The following is a 15,269-nucleotide window of genomic DNA, read 5'->3' on the forward strand; positions in this document are numbered from 1 at the left end:
TCAGTCCTGGCCGTCCCAGATAGCCTCGGGCCACCCCGGCTCCGCCGATGTACAGCTCGCCGATCGCGCCGGGCGGGACCGGGTTGAGATGGCGGTCCAGCACGTACATGGTCGTGTTCGCGATCGGTCTGCCGATGGAGACGGGACGCGCCGGGTCGAAGTCGTCCCCGATCTCGTAGACCGAGCAGCCCACCACGGTCTCGGTCGGGCCGTACTCGTCGATGATCCGGGCGCCGGGCGCGATCCGCCGCCACGCCGCCACCGTCTCCGGGCGCACCTCGTCGGCGCCCACCACGAACGTGCGCACCGAACCCACCGAGCCCGGCTCGAGCAGCCCGCGCAGGGCGTCCAGATGCCCCGGCGTGATCTTCAACAGGCTGAAATCACCCGGCCGGGCCAGCAGGTCGGCCAGCTCGGGCAAAGCGGCGTTGCCGGTCAGCAAGGTCACGCTCTTGCCGCCGATCAGCGGGAGAAAGAAGTTCGGCACCGACAGGTCGAAGGCGATCGAACCCACCATCGGCGCCCCGTCAACACCGTCCAGGCCGTAACCGTCGATCGCCCACCACAGGTAGTTCACCAGCTGCCGGTGACTGATCATCACGCCCTTGGGCCGACCGGTCGACCCCGAGGTGTACATCGCGTACACCAGGTTGTCCGAACAGGGCCGCACCACCGGGGCGCTCGACACCGGTTCGTCTCCGACGCAGACCACGCGCCCATCGAAGCGGTCACGCCACCGCTTCAGCGTGACCACCACCTCCGCGCCCGTGTCGGCCAGCATGAACGCGTGCCGGTCGGCCGGATGCTCCGGGTCCAGCGGCACGTACGCCCCGCCCGCCTTCATCACCCCGAGGAGCGCCACCAGCATTTCCACACAGTGATCGACACACACGCCCACGAAGCGCTCGGGGCCGACCCCCGCCTCCGCCAGCACCTCCGCCAGCCGCTCGGCACGCTCGTCCAACTCGCGATAGGTCACCGGCACACCGTCGGCGTCCGTGACCGCCACGGCCTCGGGCGTCCGCGCCGCCCACTCCTCGAACAGCTCGTGCACGCACCGATCCCCCGGGTACGGCGCGGCCGTCGCGTTCCACTCCCCCAGCACCAGCGCACGCTCCGCGGGCGCCAGCACCTCCAGGTCTCCCGCCCGCACGCCGGGGTCGGACACGACCTGCTCGAGCACGCGCTCGAACCGGCCGAGCAGGCGCTCCGCCATACCGTCGTCGAACAGGTCGCGCGCGAAGTACAGCTCCAGCCTGATGCCGCCGGGGCGGTCCACGGCCAGCAGCGTGAGATCCATCTTCTCGCCGTCGGCGTAGACCTCGGCCTCCTCCACCGCCAGGCCGGGCAGCGCCCAGTCCTCCTCGACCTCCAGGCACTGGAACATCACCTGGAAGACCGGGTTGCGCGACGGCTCGCGTTCCACCTTCAGGTCGGCGACGATCTGCTCGAAGGTCACCTCCTGGTGGTCGAGCGCGCCGAGCACGGCCCGGTGGGTACGCCGCAGCACCTCGGCGAAGGCCGGATTCCCCGACAGGTCGGCGGGCAGCGGCAGCGTGTTCGCGAACAGCCCGATCAGCGGCTCGAGCTCGGCCCGTCCCCGCCCCGCCACCAGCGAGCCCACCGCGAACCGCTCCTGCCCGGTCAGCCGGTGGAGCGTGGTGGAGAAGGCGGCAAGCAGCGTGGTGAACAGCGTGGTCCCCTGCGTGACCGCCAGGCGCCGTACGCCGGCTTCGAGCCGCCGGTTCAGTGTGCGCCGCACGATCCCGCCCCGGTAGGACGGCGTGGGCGGCCGTGGCCGGTCCGTGGGCAGTTCCAGGATCGCGGGGATCTCGGCCAGCGCTTCCCGCCAGTAGCCGAGCTCGCCTGCCAGCAGCGGCCCGGTCAGCCGCTCGGACTGCCAGCGGGCGTAGTCGCCGTACTGGACGGGCAGGGGCGGCAGGCTCGGCTCGGCGCCGCGCAGGCGGGAGCCGTACAGGTCGCCGAGTTCGGTGGCGAGCAGGCCGAAGGACCACTCGTCGCTGAGCGCGTGGTAGGCGTTGACGACGAGCAGGCTGACGTCGGGGCCGAGCCGCAGGAGCAGGACCCGCAGCAGCGGCCCGGCGGCCAGGTCGAAGGAGGCTGTGACCTCGTCCTCCGCCAGCCGCAGCGCCTGCTCCATGCGCAGGTCGGTGGGGAGGTCGACCAGGTCGACCAGGTCGAAGGCGGCCGGCGACGGCGGGTGGATCTCCTGCACCGGCCCGTCGGGGCCCGGGCGGAAGGTGGTGCGCAGGGTCTCGTGGCGGCGGACCAGGTCGTCGAAGGCGCCGCGCAGCGCGGCCACGTCCAGGGGGCCGCGCAGCCACAGCGCGCGATGGGTGCCGAACAGGGCGTTGTCGTCGAGGAACTGATCGACGATCCACAGGCCCCGCTGCACAGGCGACAGCGGTACTGGCTCAGTCTCCGGGCGGGCCGGGATGGTCACGGCGGCGGCGGAGGCGCCGCGCAGGCGTTCCTCCAGGAGTGCGCGCTGGGCCGCGGAGATCGTCATCGGGTGTCCTCCTGGTCCGCCATCCGCCTGCGCAGGCTGAGCGGGCGCATGTCCACCCAGACCTCGTTGATGTGGTCGAGGCAGGCCTGCTTGTCGCCGCTGGTTCCCTCCTCCGCCCAACCGGCGGGCAGGTCCTTGCCCTCGGGCCAGATGGAGTACTGCTCCTCGTGGTTGACGACGACCTGGAAGCGGTCAGCGGGCATGGTGTCCTCCGATGTTGTCGGTGATCTCGGCGACGAGGAGCTCCTCGAGCGCGGCCGCGGTGCCCGCGACGGTGGGCCTTTCGAACATGACGCTGAGCGGGAAGTCCGTGCCGAACGCGCTCCTGATGCGGTTGACGACCTTGGTGGCCAGCAGCGAGTGGCCGCCGATGACGAAGAAGTCGTCCTCGACGCCGATGCTCGGGCGGCCGAGCACGTCCTGCCAGATCTCCGCCACCGCCTGCTCCGCGACGGTCCTGGGCGCGACCTGGCCGGCGGAGGGCGCCTCCGGCGCCGGGGCGGGCAGGGAGCGCCGGTCGAGCTTGCCGTTGGGCAGCAGCGGCAGCTCGACCAGGATCCTGATCGCGCTGGGCACCGCGTAGGCGGGCAGCAGCCCGCTCAGGTAGCCGTGCAGGGTCTCCGGCGTGGCGGTGGCCTCCGGCTCCAGCACCGCGTAGACGGCCAGCCGCTTGTCGCCCGGCGCGGCCTCCCAGGTGGTCGCGGCGGCGTTGACGACCTCGTCGTGGCCGCGCAGCACCGCCTCGACCTCGGCCAGCTCGAGCCGCACGCCCCTGATCTTGACCTGCCTGTCGATCCTGTCCAGGTACTCGAAGGAGCCGTCGGCGCGCGCCACGCCGCGGTCGCCCGTGCGGTAGAGCCGCGCTCCCGGGACGAACGGGTGCGGCAGGAAGGCCTCCGCGGTCCGCCTGGGGTCGCCCAGGTAGCCCCTGGCCAGGGAGTGCCCGCCGATGTAGAGCTCGCCGGGCTCGCCGGGCGGGAGCCGTTCGAGATCGTCGCCGAGCACGTGCACCTCGTTGCCGTCTATGGGCCTGCCCAGGCTGACCACGCCGCCCTCGACCTCGCCGTCGATGCGGCCGCACGGGTGCTGGGTGGAGTCGATGGACGCCTCGGTCGCGCCCCAGGTGTTCTCCAGCGCGACGCGGTCGCCGAACCGTTCGTGGAAGGCGCGCACCAGGTCGGGGCGCAGCGCCTCGCCGCTGGACAGCACGGTGCGAAGGCGGGCCAGCCCGGCGACGTCCGCCGGGGTCAGCGCGTCGAGGAAGAGCTCGAGCACGCTGGGGACGAACTGCACGTGCACCGCCTCGTAGGCGATCGCGGCGTCGATGATGGCGCGCGGGTCACGATGGTCGCCCGGGGCCGGCAGCGCGATCCGCCCGCCCGCCATCAGCGGCCAGAAGATCTCCACGGCGGCGTCGTCGAACGTCAGCGTGGTCTTGTGCAGCACGGTCTCGCCGGGGCGCAGCGCGTGGGTGCGCTGCATCCACCGCATCCTGGTCACCCAGCCCCGGTGGGTGCAGGCCACGCCCTTGGGGTTCCCCGTGCTGCCCGAGGTGTAGTAGACGGCGCACAGGTTGCCGGGATCGACCCGTACGGCGGGCAGGCAGCCGCCCGCCGTACCCTCGAGGCTCACCCGAGGCGGCCCTCCGCCGAGGTCCAGTGCGGCGAACACGGCCTTGGCCCCCGAGTCGAGCAGGATCCGCTCGCGTCGCGCGGCAGGCGTGGCCGTCTCGATCGGCACGTAGGCGCCGCCCGCCTTCAGGGTCGCCAGCAGGGCGACCACCGTCTCCACGGACCTGTCCATGACGACCGCCACCACGTCGTCGGCGTGCACGCCCAGCTCGCGCAGCCGGGCCGCGGCCCGTTCCGCCCGCCGGTCGAGCTCGGCGTAGGTGAGGGTGCCGTCACCGCCGATGACCGCCACGGCGTCGGGTGTGCGGGCCGTTTGCTCCTCGACCAGGCGGTGGAGCAGCTGCGTTGGTCTGTTCACGTGGGGAGCGTCTGCACGGGTGCCATCCGGCAGCTGTCCGGGCGCTATCGGAGGGCGGAAAGCCGGGTGATAGGCGGGTGATAGCGGCCGCGGACGTTCTTGAGCCATGGCCGCAGACACCTTGCCCCAGCTGTTCGCCGAGCAGGCGTCCGCCACTCCGCACGCGACCGCCGTGGTGTCGGGTCAGGACACGATGACCTACCGGCAGCTGATGGACCGCGTCCGTCTCGTGGCGGGACATCTGCGAGCGCGCGGCGCCGGGCAGGGAACGCTGGTCGGAGTGTGCGTGGAGCGCGGCGCCGACCTGGTCGCCGCGCTGCTGGGGGTGCTCGCCTCGGGAGCGGCCTACGTCCCGCTCGACCCCCGCCATCCCCGCGAACGGCTGGCCGCCATCGAAGCCGACGCCGGGGTGCTGCTGACGCTGACGGACGCCGACCTGTCGAGCCTGGAGGGACCCGGCTGGTATGCGGCGCCCGACCCGGACGAGCTCGCCTACGTGATCTACACCTCGGGCTCTACCGGCCGCCCGAAGGGCGTCATGATCTCGCACGGGGCGCTGGCGAACGTCCTGCTCTCCTTCCGGTCCAGCCCGGGCCTCCGGCCGGCGCAGGGGCTGGTGTCGGTGACGACGGTCTCCTTCGACATCGCCACGATCGAGCTGTTCCTCCCGCTGATCGTGGGCGCCCGCACCATCGTGGCCACACACGACGAGGCCGCCGATCCGGTACGGCTGGCCGAGACCATCCGTGGCGTCTCCCACCCGGTGTTGCAGGCGACGCCCGCCACCTGGCACATACTGCGCGACACCGGATTCCGGCCCCCCGAGGGGTTCCTGGCGCTGTGCGGCGGGGAGAGCCTGCCGCCGGATCTCGCGCGGTGGCTGGCGGAGGGCTCCGCCGCCGCGTGGGACGTGTACGGCCCCACCGAGACGACGGTGTGGTCCAGCACGGCCCTGCTGAACCGCGACGGCGGCGTCGCCGAGTGGCAGCCCGTGCGCGAGACGCGGATCCACGTGCTGGACGAGCTGCTGCGTCCGGTGCCGCGCGGGACGGCGGGCGAGCTGTACATCGGCGGGAGCGGGCTGGCCCGCGGCTACCTGGGCCGCCCGGACCTCACCGCCGCGTGCTTCCTGCCCGATCCGCACGCTCCTGTGCCGGGCGCCCGCCTCTACCGGACGGGGGACCTGGCCAGGGAACGCGCGGACGGCAGCGTGGAGATCCTGGGCCGCCTGGACAACCAGGTGAAGATCCGGGGACACCGGGTCGAGCTGGGCGAGGTCGAGACCGCGCTGGCGGCGCATCCGGGAGTCGGCCGGGCCGTGGTGCACCCGCGTCCCGGGCCGAGCGGGACGCCGATGCTGGTGGCCTACGTGACCGCCGCTTGCGGGCAGGCTCCGCCGCGGGAGGAACTGCGGGCACACCTGGCGACCAGGTTGCCCGCGTACATGCTGCCCGGGGCCTACGTGGTGATGGACGCCTTCCCGCTCAACTCCAACGGCAAGGTGGACAGGAACGCCCTCCCCCAGCCCGGCGTGGACGGCTCGCGCGAGATCGCGCCGCCGCGCGACCACCTGGAGCGGGTCCTGGTCGCCGCCTGGGCCGAGGTGCTCGGTGTCGCCCGGGTCGGCGTCCACGACCGCTTCCTCGACCTGGGCGGCGACTCGCTGGCGGCGGCCCGGCTGCTGTCACGGCTGCGCGCCGCGTTGGAGTCCGACCTTCCCCTGGCGGTGCTGCTGCGCGAGGAGACGCCCGCCGGTCAGGCGGCCCAGCTGCGGGACCTGCTGCCGCGAGCGCCGCGGGAACAGCCCATCACGCCGGCGCCCCGCGGCCGCGACCTGCCGCTGTCGCCGGGTCAGGAAGGGCTGTGGTTCGTCGAGCAGGTGCAGGCGGGCGGCTACGCCAACACCATCCTGGCCGGATACCGGGTACGCGGGCCGCTGGACGTCGACGCGCTGCGGGTGGCCGTGGAACACGTCGCGGCCAGGCACGAGCCGCTGCGCACCGTGTTCCCGTCGGTGGACGGGCAGCCCGTGCAGCGCGTGCGCGATCGGGCGCAGGTGGAGTTCACCATGCGCGCGTCGCTCGACCAGGCGGCCGCGGCCCCCTTCGACCTGACCCGCGGGCCGCTGATGCGGGTGGTCGCTGCCGAGCTCGGGCAGGAGGAGCACCTGGTCTCGTTCCAGTGGCATCACCTGGTCTTCGACGGCTGGTCGCGGGGCGTCTTCTTCGGCGAGCTTGCGCGGGTCTACCAGGCCGTGTCCGCCGGAGCCTGCCCGGAGCTCCCCTCGCCGCCCGTGCGTTACGCCGACGTCTCGACCTGGGAACGGCGGCGGCTGGCCGACGGCAGGATCGAGCACGCCCTGGCCTACTGGCGCGACCAGCTGTCCGGCGCCCCGTCCGCGCTCGCGCTCCCGTGCGACAGGCCCCGCCCGGCGACGCCCACGTTCGCGGGCGCGCACGTGGAGCATGCCGTAGCCGACGACGACGTGGCGGGCCTGCGGCGGCTCTGCGCACAGCAGCGGGTCACGCTCTACACCGCGCTCCTGGCCGCCCTGGCGATCCTGCTCGGGCGCCACTGCCGCACCGACGACGTGGTAGTCGGCTCCCCATCAGCCAACCGCCCCGAGCCCGAGATGGAGGAGCTGATCGGCTTCTTCGTCAGCACGCTCGTGCTCCGCCTCGACCTGTCGGACGAGCCGTCACTTGCCGGACTGCTGAGCCATGTGCGCGACACCGCCATCGCCGCGCACGCCCATCGCGACGTGCCCTTCGAGCGCCTGGTCGAAGACCTCCGTCCGGTACGGCAAGCCGGCCGCAACCCGCTCTTCCAGGTCATGTTCGCCTACTAGGGCGCCGAGACCGGCGAGCTGGAGCTGGACGGCCTGTCCGTCGAGGCCATCCCGGTGGAGAGCGGCCGGGCCCGCTTCGACCTGGTCTTCACCGTCAGGGAGAGCCGCCGGGGAGGGTTGTCGGTGGAGCTGGAGTACTCCACCGACCTGTTCGACGGCTCCACCGCCGAACGCCTGGTCGCCCACTACCTGCGCCTGCTGCACAGCCTGACCGTGGCCGCACCGGACACCGGGATCGACGCCCTGGAGATGGCCACGCCCGCCGACCGGGCCTGGCTGGCCAGGCTGGACGCGGCGGAACTGCCCGACCACGGCCAGGCGACGGTCCACGGGCTGGTGGCCGAGCAGGCCCGCCGTACACCTGCCGCGTACGCGGTGTCGGACGAGCAGGGCACGCTCACCTACGCCGAGCTGGACGAGCGGGCAGGGCGGCTGGCCCGGCGGCTGCTGGCGAACGGCGCGGGGCCGGAGGTCGTGGTGGGCGTCCACGTGCGGCCGGGCGTGGGGGCGGTGGTGGCACTGCTCGGCGTGCTCAAGGCGGGGGCCGCCTATCTGCCGCTCGACGTCTCCTTCCCGCCGGAACGGCTGGCCGCGCTGGTGCGCCGGGCCGGCGCGTCCCTCGTGGTCAGCGAGGACGACGGCGTCTTCCCCGGAGCCGTGCCCCTCGACTCCGACGTGGAGCCGCCGCCCGTCGCCGCGCCCGAGACGCGTCCCGGCGGTCTGGCCTACATCACCTTCACCTCGGGCTCGACCGGTGAGCCCAAGGGCGTGGCCATGGCGCACGGGGCGCTGGTCAACCTGATCCGCTGGCAGGGACGCAACCAGCGCACCGGGACCAGGACCGCCCAGCTCACCTCGCTCAACTTCGACGTCAGCTTCCAGGAGATCTTCGTCACGCTCGCCACGGGCGGACACGTCGTCGTCGCCCCGCAGGACCTGCGCGCCGACGCGGAGCTGCTGTCCGCCTGGCTGGCAGAACGCGAGGTGGAGCACCTGTTCACCACCCCCACGATGCTCGACCTGATCTGCCGCCGGTACACCGCCCTGGGCCGGGTCCCCGAGAGGCTGGGCGAGATCACGGCGGCGGGCGAGCAGTTGCGCATCACTCCCGCCGTCCGCTGGGTCCTGGAGAACTCGGCCCTGCAGCTGCGCAACCACTACGGCCCCTCCGAGACGCACCTCGCGACCACCGCGATCTGCCCCCGCGCGCTGGACGCCTGGGCGGCTCACCCGCCGATCGGCCGCCCCATCACCGGACAGCGCGCCTACGTCCTGGACCCGTCGGGCCGCAGGGTCCCGCCCGGCCTCACCGGCGAGCTGTACCTCGGCGGCCTCGGCGTGGCCCGCGGCTACGCCGGTGCGCCCGGGCTGACCGCCGAGCGATTCCTCCCCGACCCCTTCACGCCGCGCGCGGGCGAGCGCATGTACCGCACGGGCGACCTGGTACGGCTGCGCCCCAACGGTGTGCTCGACTACCTCGGCAGGGTCGACGACCAGTTCAAGCTGCGCGGCATCAGGGTCGAACCCGCCGAGATCGAAGCCGCCCTCACCGCCCACCCGGACGTCCCGGCCGCGGCGGTCGTGGCCCACGAGGTGGCACCGGGTGACAAACGCCTCGTCGCCTACGTCGTGACCCGCGGTGACGTGGACGCTGGAACGTTGCGCGAACACCTCTCGCGGCGGCTGCCCGCCTTCCTGGTCCCCTCGTACTTCGTCCCGATGGCGGCGCTGCCGTTCACCAGGAGCGGCAAGCTGGATCGCGCCGCGCTGCCCGAGCCCCGCGACCTGCCCGCCGACGTGCCCGCGGAGGTGGTGGCGCCGCGAACCCCGCTGGAGCGCGCCGTCGCCGCGGCATGGGCGGACGTGCTCGGCGCTCAGCCGCGCGGCGTGCACGAGGACTTCTTCACCGTGGGCGGCCACTCCTTGCTGGCCACGCAGCTGGTCTCCCGGCTGCGGGCAGCGCTGGCCGTGCCCCTCACCGTGCAGGACCTGTTTGCCGAGCCCACCATCGCCCGGCTCGCGGCGCTGCTCGCCGGGCGCGTGCCCGACCGCGCGCAAACCCCGCACGTGCGGCCCCGCGAGCGAGGCCAGGACGTGCCGCTGTCGTCGTCACAGGCCAGGCTCTGGTTCTTCGACCAGCTCAGGCCGGGGACGCCGGAATACCAGCTCCCCCAGGTCATGCGGGTGCGCGGCCCGCTCGACACCGACGCGCTGCGCCAGGCGCTCGAGCGGATCGTCGCCCGCCACGAGGTGCTGCGGACCCGCTACCCGCTCGTGGACGACGAACCCGTCCAGCACATCGACCCGCCCGCACCCGCCGACCTGCCCGTGGTGGACCTGAACACGCTGGACGACCCGGGCGAGCGGGCACTGCGCCTGCGCCAGGTGGTGGAGTCGGCGAGCTGGCGGCCGTTCGACCTGGCCGAGGGGCCGGTGTTCAGGGCCGCGCTGATCCGGCTCGCCGCCAGCGAACACGTCCTGGTGCTCGTCGTCCATCACATCGCCGCCGACGGCTGGTCGCTCAAGCTCATCAACGACGAGCTGGGCGAGCTGTACGCGGACCAGGGGGCCATGCTGCCGCCGCTGCCCGTGCAGTACGCGGACGTCGCGGTGTGGGAACGCGCGTGGCTGAGTGAGGAGGCGCTGGCGCCCGGGCTGGCACACTGGCGGTCCACGCTGGCGGGCATCACGCCGATCGAGCTGCGCACCGACAGGCCGCGCCCGCCCCGCCAGGACCACAGCGGGGCCACGGAACGGCTCGACCTGCCCGCCGAACTGGCCGACGCCGTCCGGGAGTTGGCCAGGGCGTGCGGGGCCACGCCGTACATGGTGCTGCTGGCCGCGTACGCGGTGCTGCTGTCGGACTGGAGCGGGCAGCACGACCTGGTGATCGGCACGCCGACGGCCGGGAGGAGCCGCCCCGAGACCGAGGCGCTGGTCGGCTGCTTCGTCAACACGCTCGCGCTCAGATGCTGGTGCTGACGGACGACAGCTTCGCCGACCTGGTGGAGCGGGTCAGGCAGCGGACGCTTTCCGCCCTCGCCCAGCAGGACGTCCCCTTCGACCGGGTGGTGACCGAGCTGGGCACCGAGCGCGACCCCTCGCGTCATCCGCTGTTCGACGTCATGTTCAGCCTGACCGAGGAGGCGTCGCTGCGGCTCGACGGGGCGGAGGTCACCCCGATGCCGGTGCGCGCCCGCTCGTCGAGCTTCGACCTCACCCTCCAGGTCGAACAGCGGCTCGACGGCTCGTTGTCGGCGGAGCTGGAGTACGCGACGGCGCTGTTCGACGGCTCCACCGCGCGAAGGCTGCTGCGGGAGTACGCGCGGCTGCTGCGGGAGGTGTGCGCGTACGGCGGAGCCGACCGCCCCGTGGCCTCGCTCACACCGTCACTGACCGGCGTCGGTCAGGGCGTCACCCAGCGCGGTACGGCGGTAGAGGACCCATCGGCCCGCGCGGGCGCGCTCCACCAGCCCCGCATCCCTTAGCACCGCCAGGTGATCCCCCACGCCGCCCATGCTCAGCCCCAGCACGGCCGCCAGATGGCTGGGCGCGGCGGGGGCCGACAGCTCGCGCAGCAGCGCCGCCCTCGTCCGCCCGAGCAACCGGTCGAGAGCGTGTCCGTCGCCCTCCTCCCGGCCGACCTGGCCATCCGACCACAGCCGGCCGCTGCCCCTGGCCGGGTAGATGAGCGCGTACGCGGGCGGGTCGAGCGACAGCCACTGCGCCCCGTAAACGATCGGCGTCAGGCAGAGTCCGGCGCCCTCCAGCCGGATCGGCGCCCCGTCCATGTGGCTCAGCTCGATCCAGCCCTCGTCGTCCCAGCGCAGATCGGGCCCGATGTCCTGCAGCGCGTGTGACCAGCCGTAGGCGGCCAGCTGCCCGGCCCGGTGGATCACGTCGGCCTCGAGGATCGCGCGCGCGGTCCGCCAGTCCGGTTCCACCAGTTCCTCCCACACCAGGCGCAGCGCCCGCGCCATCCGGGCTCCCACCTCGGCCCCCGGCAACGCCTCCCCGGCTCCGTAGCGTTCGAGCTGCTCCCGCGCGAGACCATCGGGCGTGTCCCTTATCGCCGCCAGCTCGTCGCCGATCGCGGTGTCCATGCCCGACTGCGGCAGCGCGAGAAAGTCGGGCACGCCCCGGCAGGCGCGCACGGCCCGCGCCACCTCCCGAAGTCCCGAATGCGCCCGCAGCAGCTCCTGGTAGCGCCCACGCACCTGCCCTGCCCAGGGCGCCACCCCGTAGGCGGACGTCCCGCGTTCCAGCGCCAGGAGGGCTCCCACCGTGTTGGCCGCGGGCGACATCACGAACCTGCTGGCCGCAAGGTCACGTGGGCTCACGACGATCCTGACGGCCACGATTCGCCTCCTGACGAAAACCTACCCCGCGGTGCGGGCTTCGCCGACCCTGCCACTATGACCATCACCTATCGGGACGTGTTCAGGGTGACGGAGTTCCGCGCCGTCTTCACCAACCACGCGCTCGGGGTCGCGGCCAACACGATGCAGATGCTCGGCCTGTCGGCCCTCGTCTACGCGCGCACGGGATCACCCCTGTTATCCGCCATCGCCTACCTCGCGGGCTTCCTCCCCCACGCGATCGGCGGGCTCAGCCTGCTCTCGTTCGCCGACAGGCTGCCGCCGCGCGCGCTGCTCGTCGGCTGGAGTCTGGCCGGCGCCGCGGTCGCCTGCGCCATCGCGCCCGGACAGCTGCCCGTATGGGCGGCGCTTGCGCTGGTCGTCGCCGTCGGCATCACCACTCCGGTCGCGGAGGCGGGCAAACTCGCCCTCCTGGCCGACGTGCTGCCGGACAACGCCTACGTGCTGGCCCGCTCCACCCTCAACGCCGCCGTCGGCGTCATGCAGATCGTCGGCTTCGCGGTCGGCGGCTCGCTGCTGGCCCTCATCTCGCCGTCGGGCACGCTGTGGTGCACGGCCCTGCTGTACGTCGCGGGCGCGCTGGTGCTGCGCCTGCGGCTGGCGGCCCGCCCGGCCCGTACGGCAGGCCGCGCCTCCGTGGCCACCACGTGGCAAGGCACCCGCGCGTTGCTCGCCGTGCCCGCCATCAGGGCGCTGCTGCTGGCGCAGTGGCTGCCCAGCGGGCTCATCGTCGGCGTGGAGGCGCTGTTCGTCTCCTACGCGGGCTCGTCGGCGGGCGCGCTCCTGGTGGCCGCGGCGGCGGGCATGCTGGCGGGCGACGTCGTCGTGGGCCGCGTGCTCACGCCGCGCGGGCGGGCGCTGGCCATGATGCCGCTGATGGTGCTGCTGGCCGTGCCGTACCTGGTGTTCGCGTTGACGCCCACGGTGGCGATGGCCTCCGCGCTGGCAGCCGTGGCCTCCTTCGGCTACGGTCACCATCTCGCGCTGCAGGAGCGGTACCTGGCGGCGGTGCCTGAGGAGGCGCGCGGCCAGGCGTTCGGCCTGGCCAACAGCGGCATGATGACCACACAGGGCCTGGCGGCCACCGGCCTGGGCGTGGTCGCCCAGCAGGCCGGCCCGAGCGGAGCGATCGCGCTGGGAGCCGCCGTGGCTCTGGTGGCGGGCCTCGTCCTGGCCCCGTTCCTCCGCCGGCGGAGCGCCGCCGGGCTTGATTGCCCGCCGATAGGTGGCGGATAGGCGGGTTTCGATGCTGGGGAGGAGAGCCTCCTCGAGCAAAGGTGTCCAGTTATGGCGATCACCCGCACGGTACTCGGTCCCGCTGTCGACGCGCACCGGCTGCTCACCCGCCTCCAACGGCTGGCGAAGATCGGCGCCGACGAGGCGGGCGGCGTCACCAGGCCCGGCTTCACCGCGGCGGACCTGGCAGGACGTGACTACGTCGCCGCGGAGGCGGCGGCGGCAGGCCTGTCGGCGAGCGTGGACGCGGCAGGCAACCTCGTCGTCAGCCGCTCCGCGGACCTCGCGAAGGGCGGGCCGGTGGTGCTCATGGGGTCCCATCTCGACACGGTGGTCCAGGGCGGGCCGCTGGACGGGGCCTACGGCGTGATCGCGGGACTCGAGGTGCTCCAGGCGCTCGCCGAGACCGGTGCGGAGATGCGGCACGAGCCCGTCCTGGTGGCCTTCGCCAACGAGGAGGGCGCCAGGTTCCCCTGCCCGTTCTGGGGGTCGCTGGCGCTGACCGGCCGGCTCGCGCGGACGCCGTACGACATCCGCGACCAGGCGGGCGTGTCGCTGGACGAGGCGTTGCGCGAGGTGGGCGGCGACCCCGACCGGCTGGAGTCGGCGGCCTGGCCGCCGGGCTCCGTGGCCGCCTACCTGGAGCTGCACATCGAGCAGGGGCCCGTGCTCGAGCGGCTCGGGCTGACGATCGGCGTGGTGGAGGCGATCGTCGGGCGCACCGTCGTCGAGATCGAGCTACGGGGGCGGGCCGGGCACGCGGGCACCACCCCGATGGACGCCCGTGCCGACGCGCTGACCTTCGCGGCGCGAGTGGTGCTCATGGTGGAGGAAGTGGCGGCCACGCGGCGGCTGTGCGCGGTGGCCACCGCCGGGCGGCTGCGCGTGGCGCCAGGCGTGACGAACGTGGTGCCCGGGCTGGTGCGGCTGACCGCGGAGTTCAGGGACGCGGCGCCGGAGCGGCTGCGCGCCGCGGAAGAGACGCTGATGACGCAGCTTGCCGAGCTCGCCCATGGAGCGCCGATCCAGGTGGAGACGACCGTCAGCGACCGGTTCGCGCCGGTGGCCACCGACGCGAGCCTGCGCGCGGCCATCGGCCGGGCGGCCGGCGAGCTGGGGCTGGCCACGCACGCGCTGCCCAGCGGCGCGGGACACGACGCGCAGATCGTGGCGACGCTCGCGCCGATGGGGATGATCTTCGTGCCGAGCCGCGACGGCGTGAGCCACGTGCCCGAGGAGAGCACCGCCGACGCCGACCTGGTGGCCGGGGCCCAGGTGCTGCTCCGCACCGTCCAGCGGGTGGGGCGCTGAGATCAGGTGCCGCCGGGCAGGGTGCGGTACACGGTGACCTCCGGGGAGATCCTGCGGCAGGCCGCCAGCACCCGGCCCAGGCGGTCCGCGTAGCCCGGTGCGTCGTCCGCCAGGATGACGCCGAGCGAGGTGCCGCTGTGGGCGGCGACCACGCCCAGGGCGCCCGCTCGGCTGCTGACCTCCAGTACCGCCTCCAGCGTGCGGCGCGGTGACAGGCGCTGGTTGAGCTGGGCGCTGCGGGTGGCCACCCGGCCGACCGCCGCCATGTCGCCGCGCCTCACGGCGGCCACCAGCGTGTCGAGCAGGTGCGTGTACTCCCGCTTGTCCCGCTCGTCGTAGGGCTTGGGCAGGCGGTTGAAGGCGATGGTGTCCACGGTGCCGCCCTCGTCCACGCCCACGACCGTCAGCGGCGGCAGGGGCCCCACCCGGGTGATGAGGCTGACGTCGCGGTGGTGGAAGGCGGTCACGTCGTCGTACATGACGCCGTCGGTCGGCTCCACCTCGCGCAGCAGCCCTTCGATGGTCTCCGGCGCCAGTTCCTCGCCGAAGGCCGCCGCCACCGCGCGGGCCGTGGCGACCAGGTCCGCGGAGGAGCTGGCCAGGCCCTTGCCCTCCGGCAGTTCGCTGTGGATGGTGAGCCGCCCGCCGCCGCGCCTGCCATACAGGCGGAGCATGGTCCTGGCGAGCGCGCGGGACCTGTGCTTGTGCGCGGGCTCGACCCGCAGCGGCCAGCCGGGCCGCCAGTGGAAGGTGGCGGTCGACCAGCGGGCGATGGGCAGGGTGACGAGGAAGTCCCTGTCGGATGGATAGAGCACGCCTTGCAGGAGCTCGCCGAAGGTGCCGAACGCGGCGCCCGAGCCGATCGCCTGCCGTGTGCCATTGCCGGCCAGGCTCCTCGAGGTGCTGCTCACGAGTGTCCTCCCCGGGGCTTGATCGCGAGTCTTCACCTTCTTGGCGGGAGCTATCCGTGGGCCTT

Annotated in this window: 8 protein-coding genes and 1 pseudogene; 4 read left to right on the plus strand and 5 right to left on the minus strand. The window is 73.5% G+C overall.

All coding sequences use genetic code 11. The features are described from left to right. The 3 genes from ACTWPW_RS59210 to ACTWPW_RS59220 form a co-directional block, all read right to left on the minus strand. Positions 1-2,530, minus strand: a 2,530-nt coding sequence (locus tag ACTWPW_RS59210) for a non-ribosomal peptide synthetase (protein WP_443174251.1), incomplete at its 3' end; no start/stop codon positions are given. Further along, positions 2,527-2,733, minus strand: coding sequence for an MbtH family protein (locus ACTWPW_RS59215; protein ID WP_375119164.1), 207 nt, complete (start codon positions 2,731-2,733; stop codon positions 2,527-2,529). The genes ACTWPW_RS59215 and ACTWPW_RS59210, both read right to left, overlap by 4 nt. Then, a complete protein-coding gene (locus ACTWPW_RS59220) occupies positions 2,723-4,519 on the minus strand; it encodes a non-ribosomal peptide synthetase (protein WP_443174252.1) in 1,797 nt (598 codons plus the stop codon). The genes ACTWPW_RS59215 and ACTWPW_RS59220 overlap by 11 nt, the downstream gene beginning before the upstream one ends. 106 nt (positions 4,520-4,625) lie before the next feature. Here ACTWPW_RS59220 and ACTWPW_RS59225 point away from each other — a divergent pair. Both ACTWPW_RS59225 and ACTWPW_RS59230 read left to right on the plus strand, forming a co-directional pair. Next, positions 4,626-10,349 (plus strand): annotated as a pseudogene (locus ACTWPW_RS59225) (amino acid adenylation domain-containing protein). After that, the gene (locus ACTWPW_RS59230) at positions 10,337-10,855 is read left to right on the plus strand and encodes a condensation domain-containing protein (protein WP_443174253.1); all 519 of its coding nucleotides are present in this window, start codon (positions 10,337-10,339) and stop codon (positions 10,853-10,855) included. Before ACTWPW_RS59225 ends, ACTWPW_RS59230 begins: the two are co-directional and overlap by 13 nt. Here the strand turns inward: ACTWPW_RS59230 and ACTWPW_RS59235 are convergent. Then, a complete protein-coding gene (locus ACTWPW_RS59235) occupies positions 10,757-11,725 on the minus strand; it encodes an ArsR/SmtB family transcription factor (protein WP_443174254.1) in 969 nt (322 codons plus the stop codon). The genes ACTWPW_RS59230 and ACTWPW_RS59235 overlap by 99 nt on opposite strands. Positions 11,726-11,782: 57 nt before the next feature. Between ACTWPW_RS59235 and ACTWPW_RS59240 the strand changes: the two genes are divergently transcribed. Further along, positions 11,783-12,982: an MFS transporter gene (locus tag ACTWPW_RS59240; protein ID WP_375119168.1), complete on the plus strand. Its 1,200-nt coding sequence runs from the start codon at positions 11,783-11,785 to the stop codon at positions 12,980-12,982. Positions 12,983-13,033: 51 nt separating this feature from the next. After that, on the plus strand, positions 13,034-14,293 hold the full coding sequence (locus ACTWPW_RS59245; protein ID WP_375119169.1) for a Zn-dependent hydrolase: 1,260 nt from the start codon (positions 13,034-13,036) through the stop codon (positions 14,291-14,293). A 2-nt stretch (positions 14,294-14,295) separates the two neighbouring features. Here ACTWPW_RS59245 and ACTWPW_RS59250 read toward each other — a convergent pair whose 3' ends face one another. Further along, complete coding sequence (locus tag ACTWPW_RS59250; protein ID WP_375119170.1) at positions 14,296-15,204, minus strand: GHMP family kinase ATP-binding protein; 909 nt, start codon at positions 15,202-15,204, stop codon at positions 14,296-14,298. Positions 15,205-15,269 lie beyond the last annotated feature (65 nt).

Origin of the sequence: Nonomuraea sp. KM90, from assembly GCF_052246675.1 — a bacterium.
Classification (GTDB): domain Bacteria; phylum Actinomycetota; class Actinomycetes; order Streptosporangiales; family Streptosporangiaceae; genus Nonomuraea.

Coding starts and splice junctions, on each gene's coding strand:
- ACTWPW_RS59245 (WP_375119169.1), top strand. CDS start 13,034: ATGGCGATCACCCGCACGGTACTCGGTCCCGCTGTCGACGCGCACCGG.
- ACTWPW_RS59240 (WP_375119168.1), top strand. CDS start 11,783: ATGACCATCACCTATCGGGACGTGTTCAGGGTGACGGAGTTCCGCGCC.
- ACTWPW_RS59215 (WP_375119164.1), bottom strand. CDS start 2,733: ATGCCCGCTGACCGCTTCCAGGTCGTCGTCAACCACGAGGAGCAGTAC.
- ACTWPW_RS59230 (WP_443174253.1), top strand. CDS start 10,337: ATGCTGGTGCTGACGGACGACAGCTTCGCCGACCTGGTGGAGCGGGTC.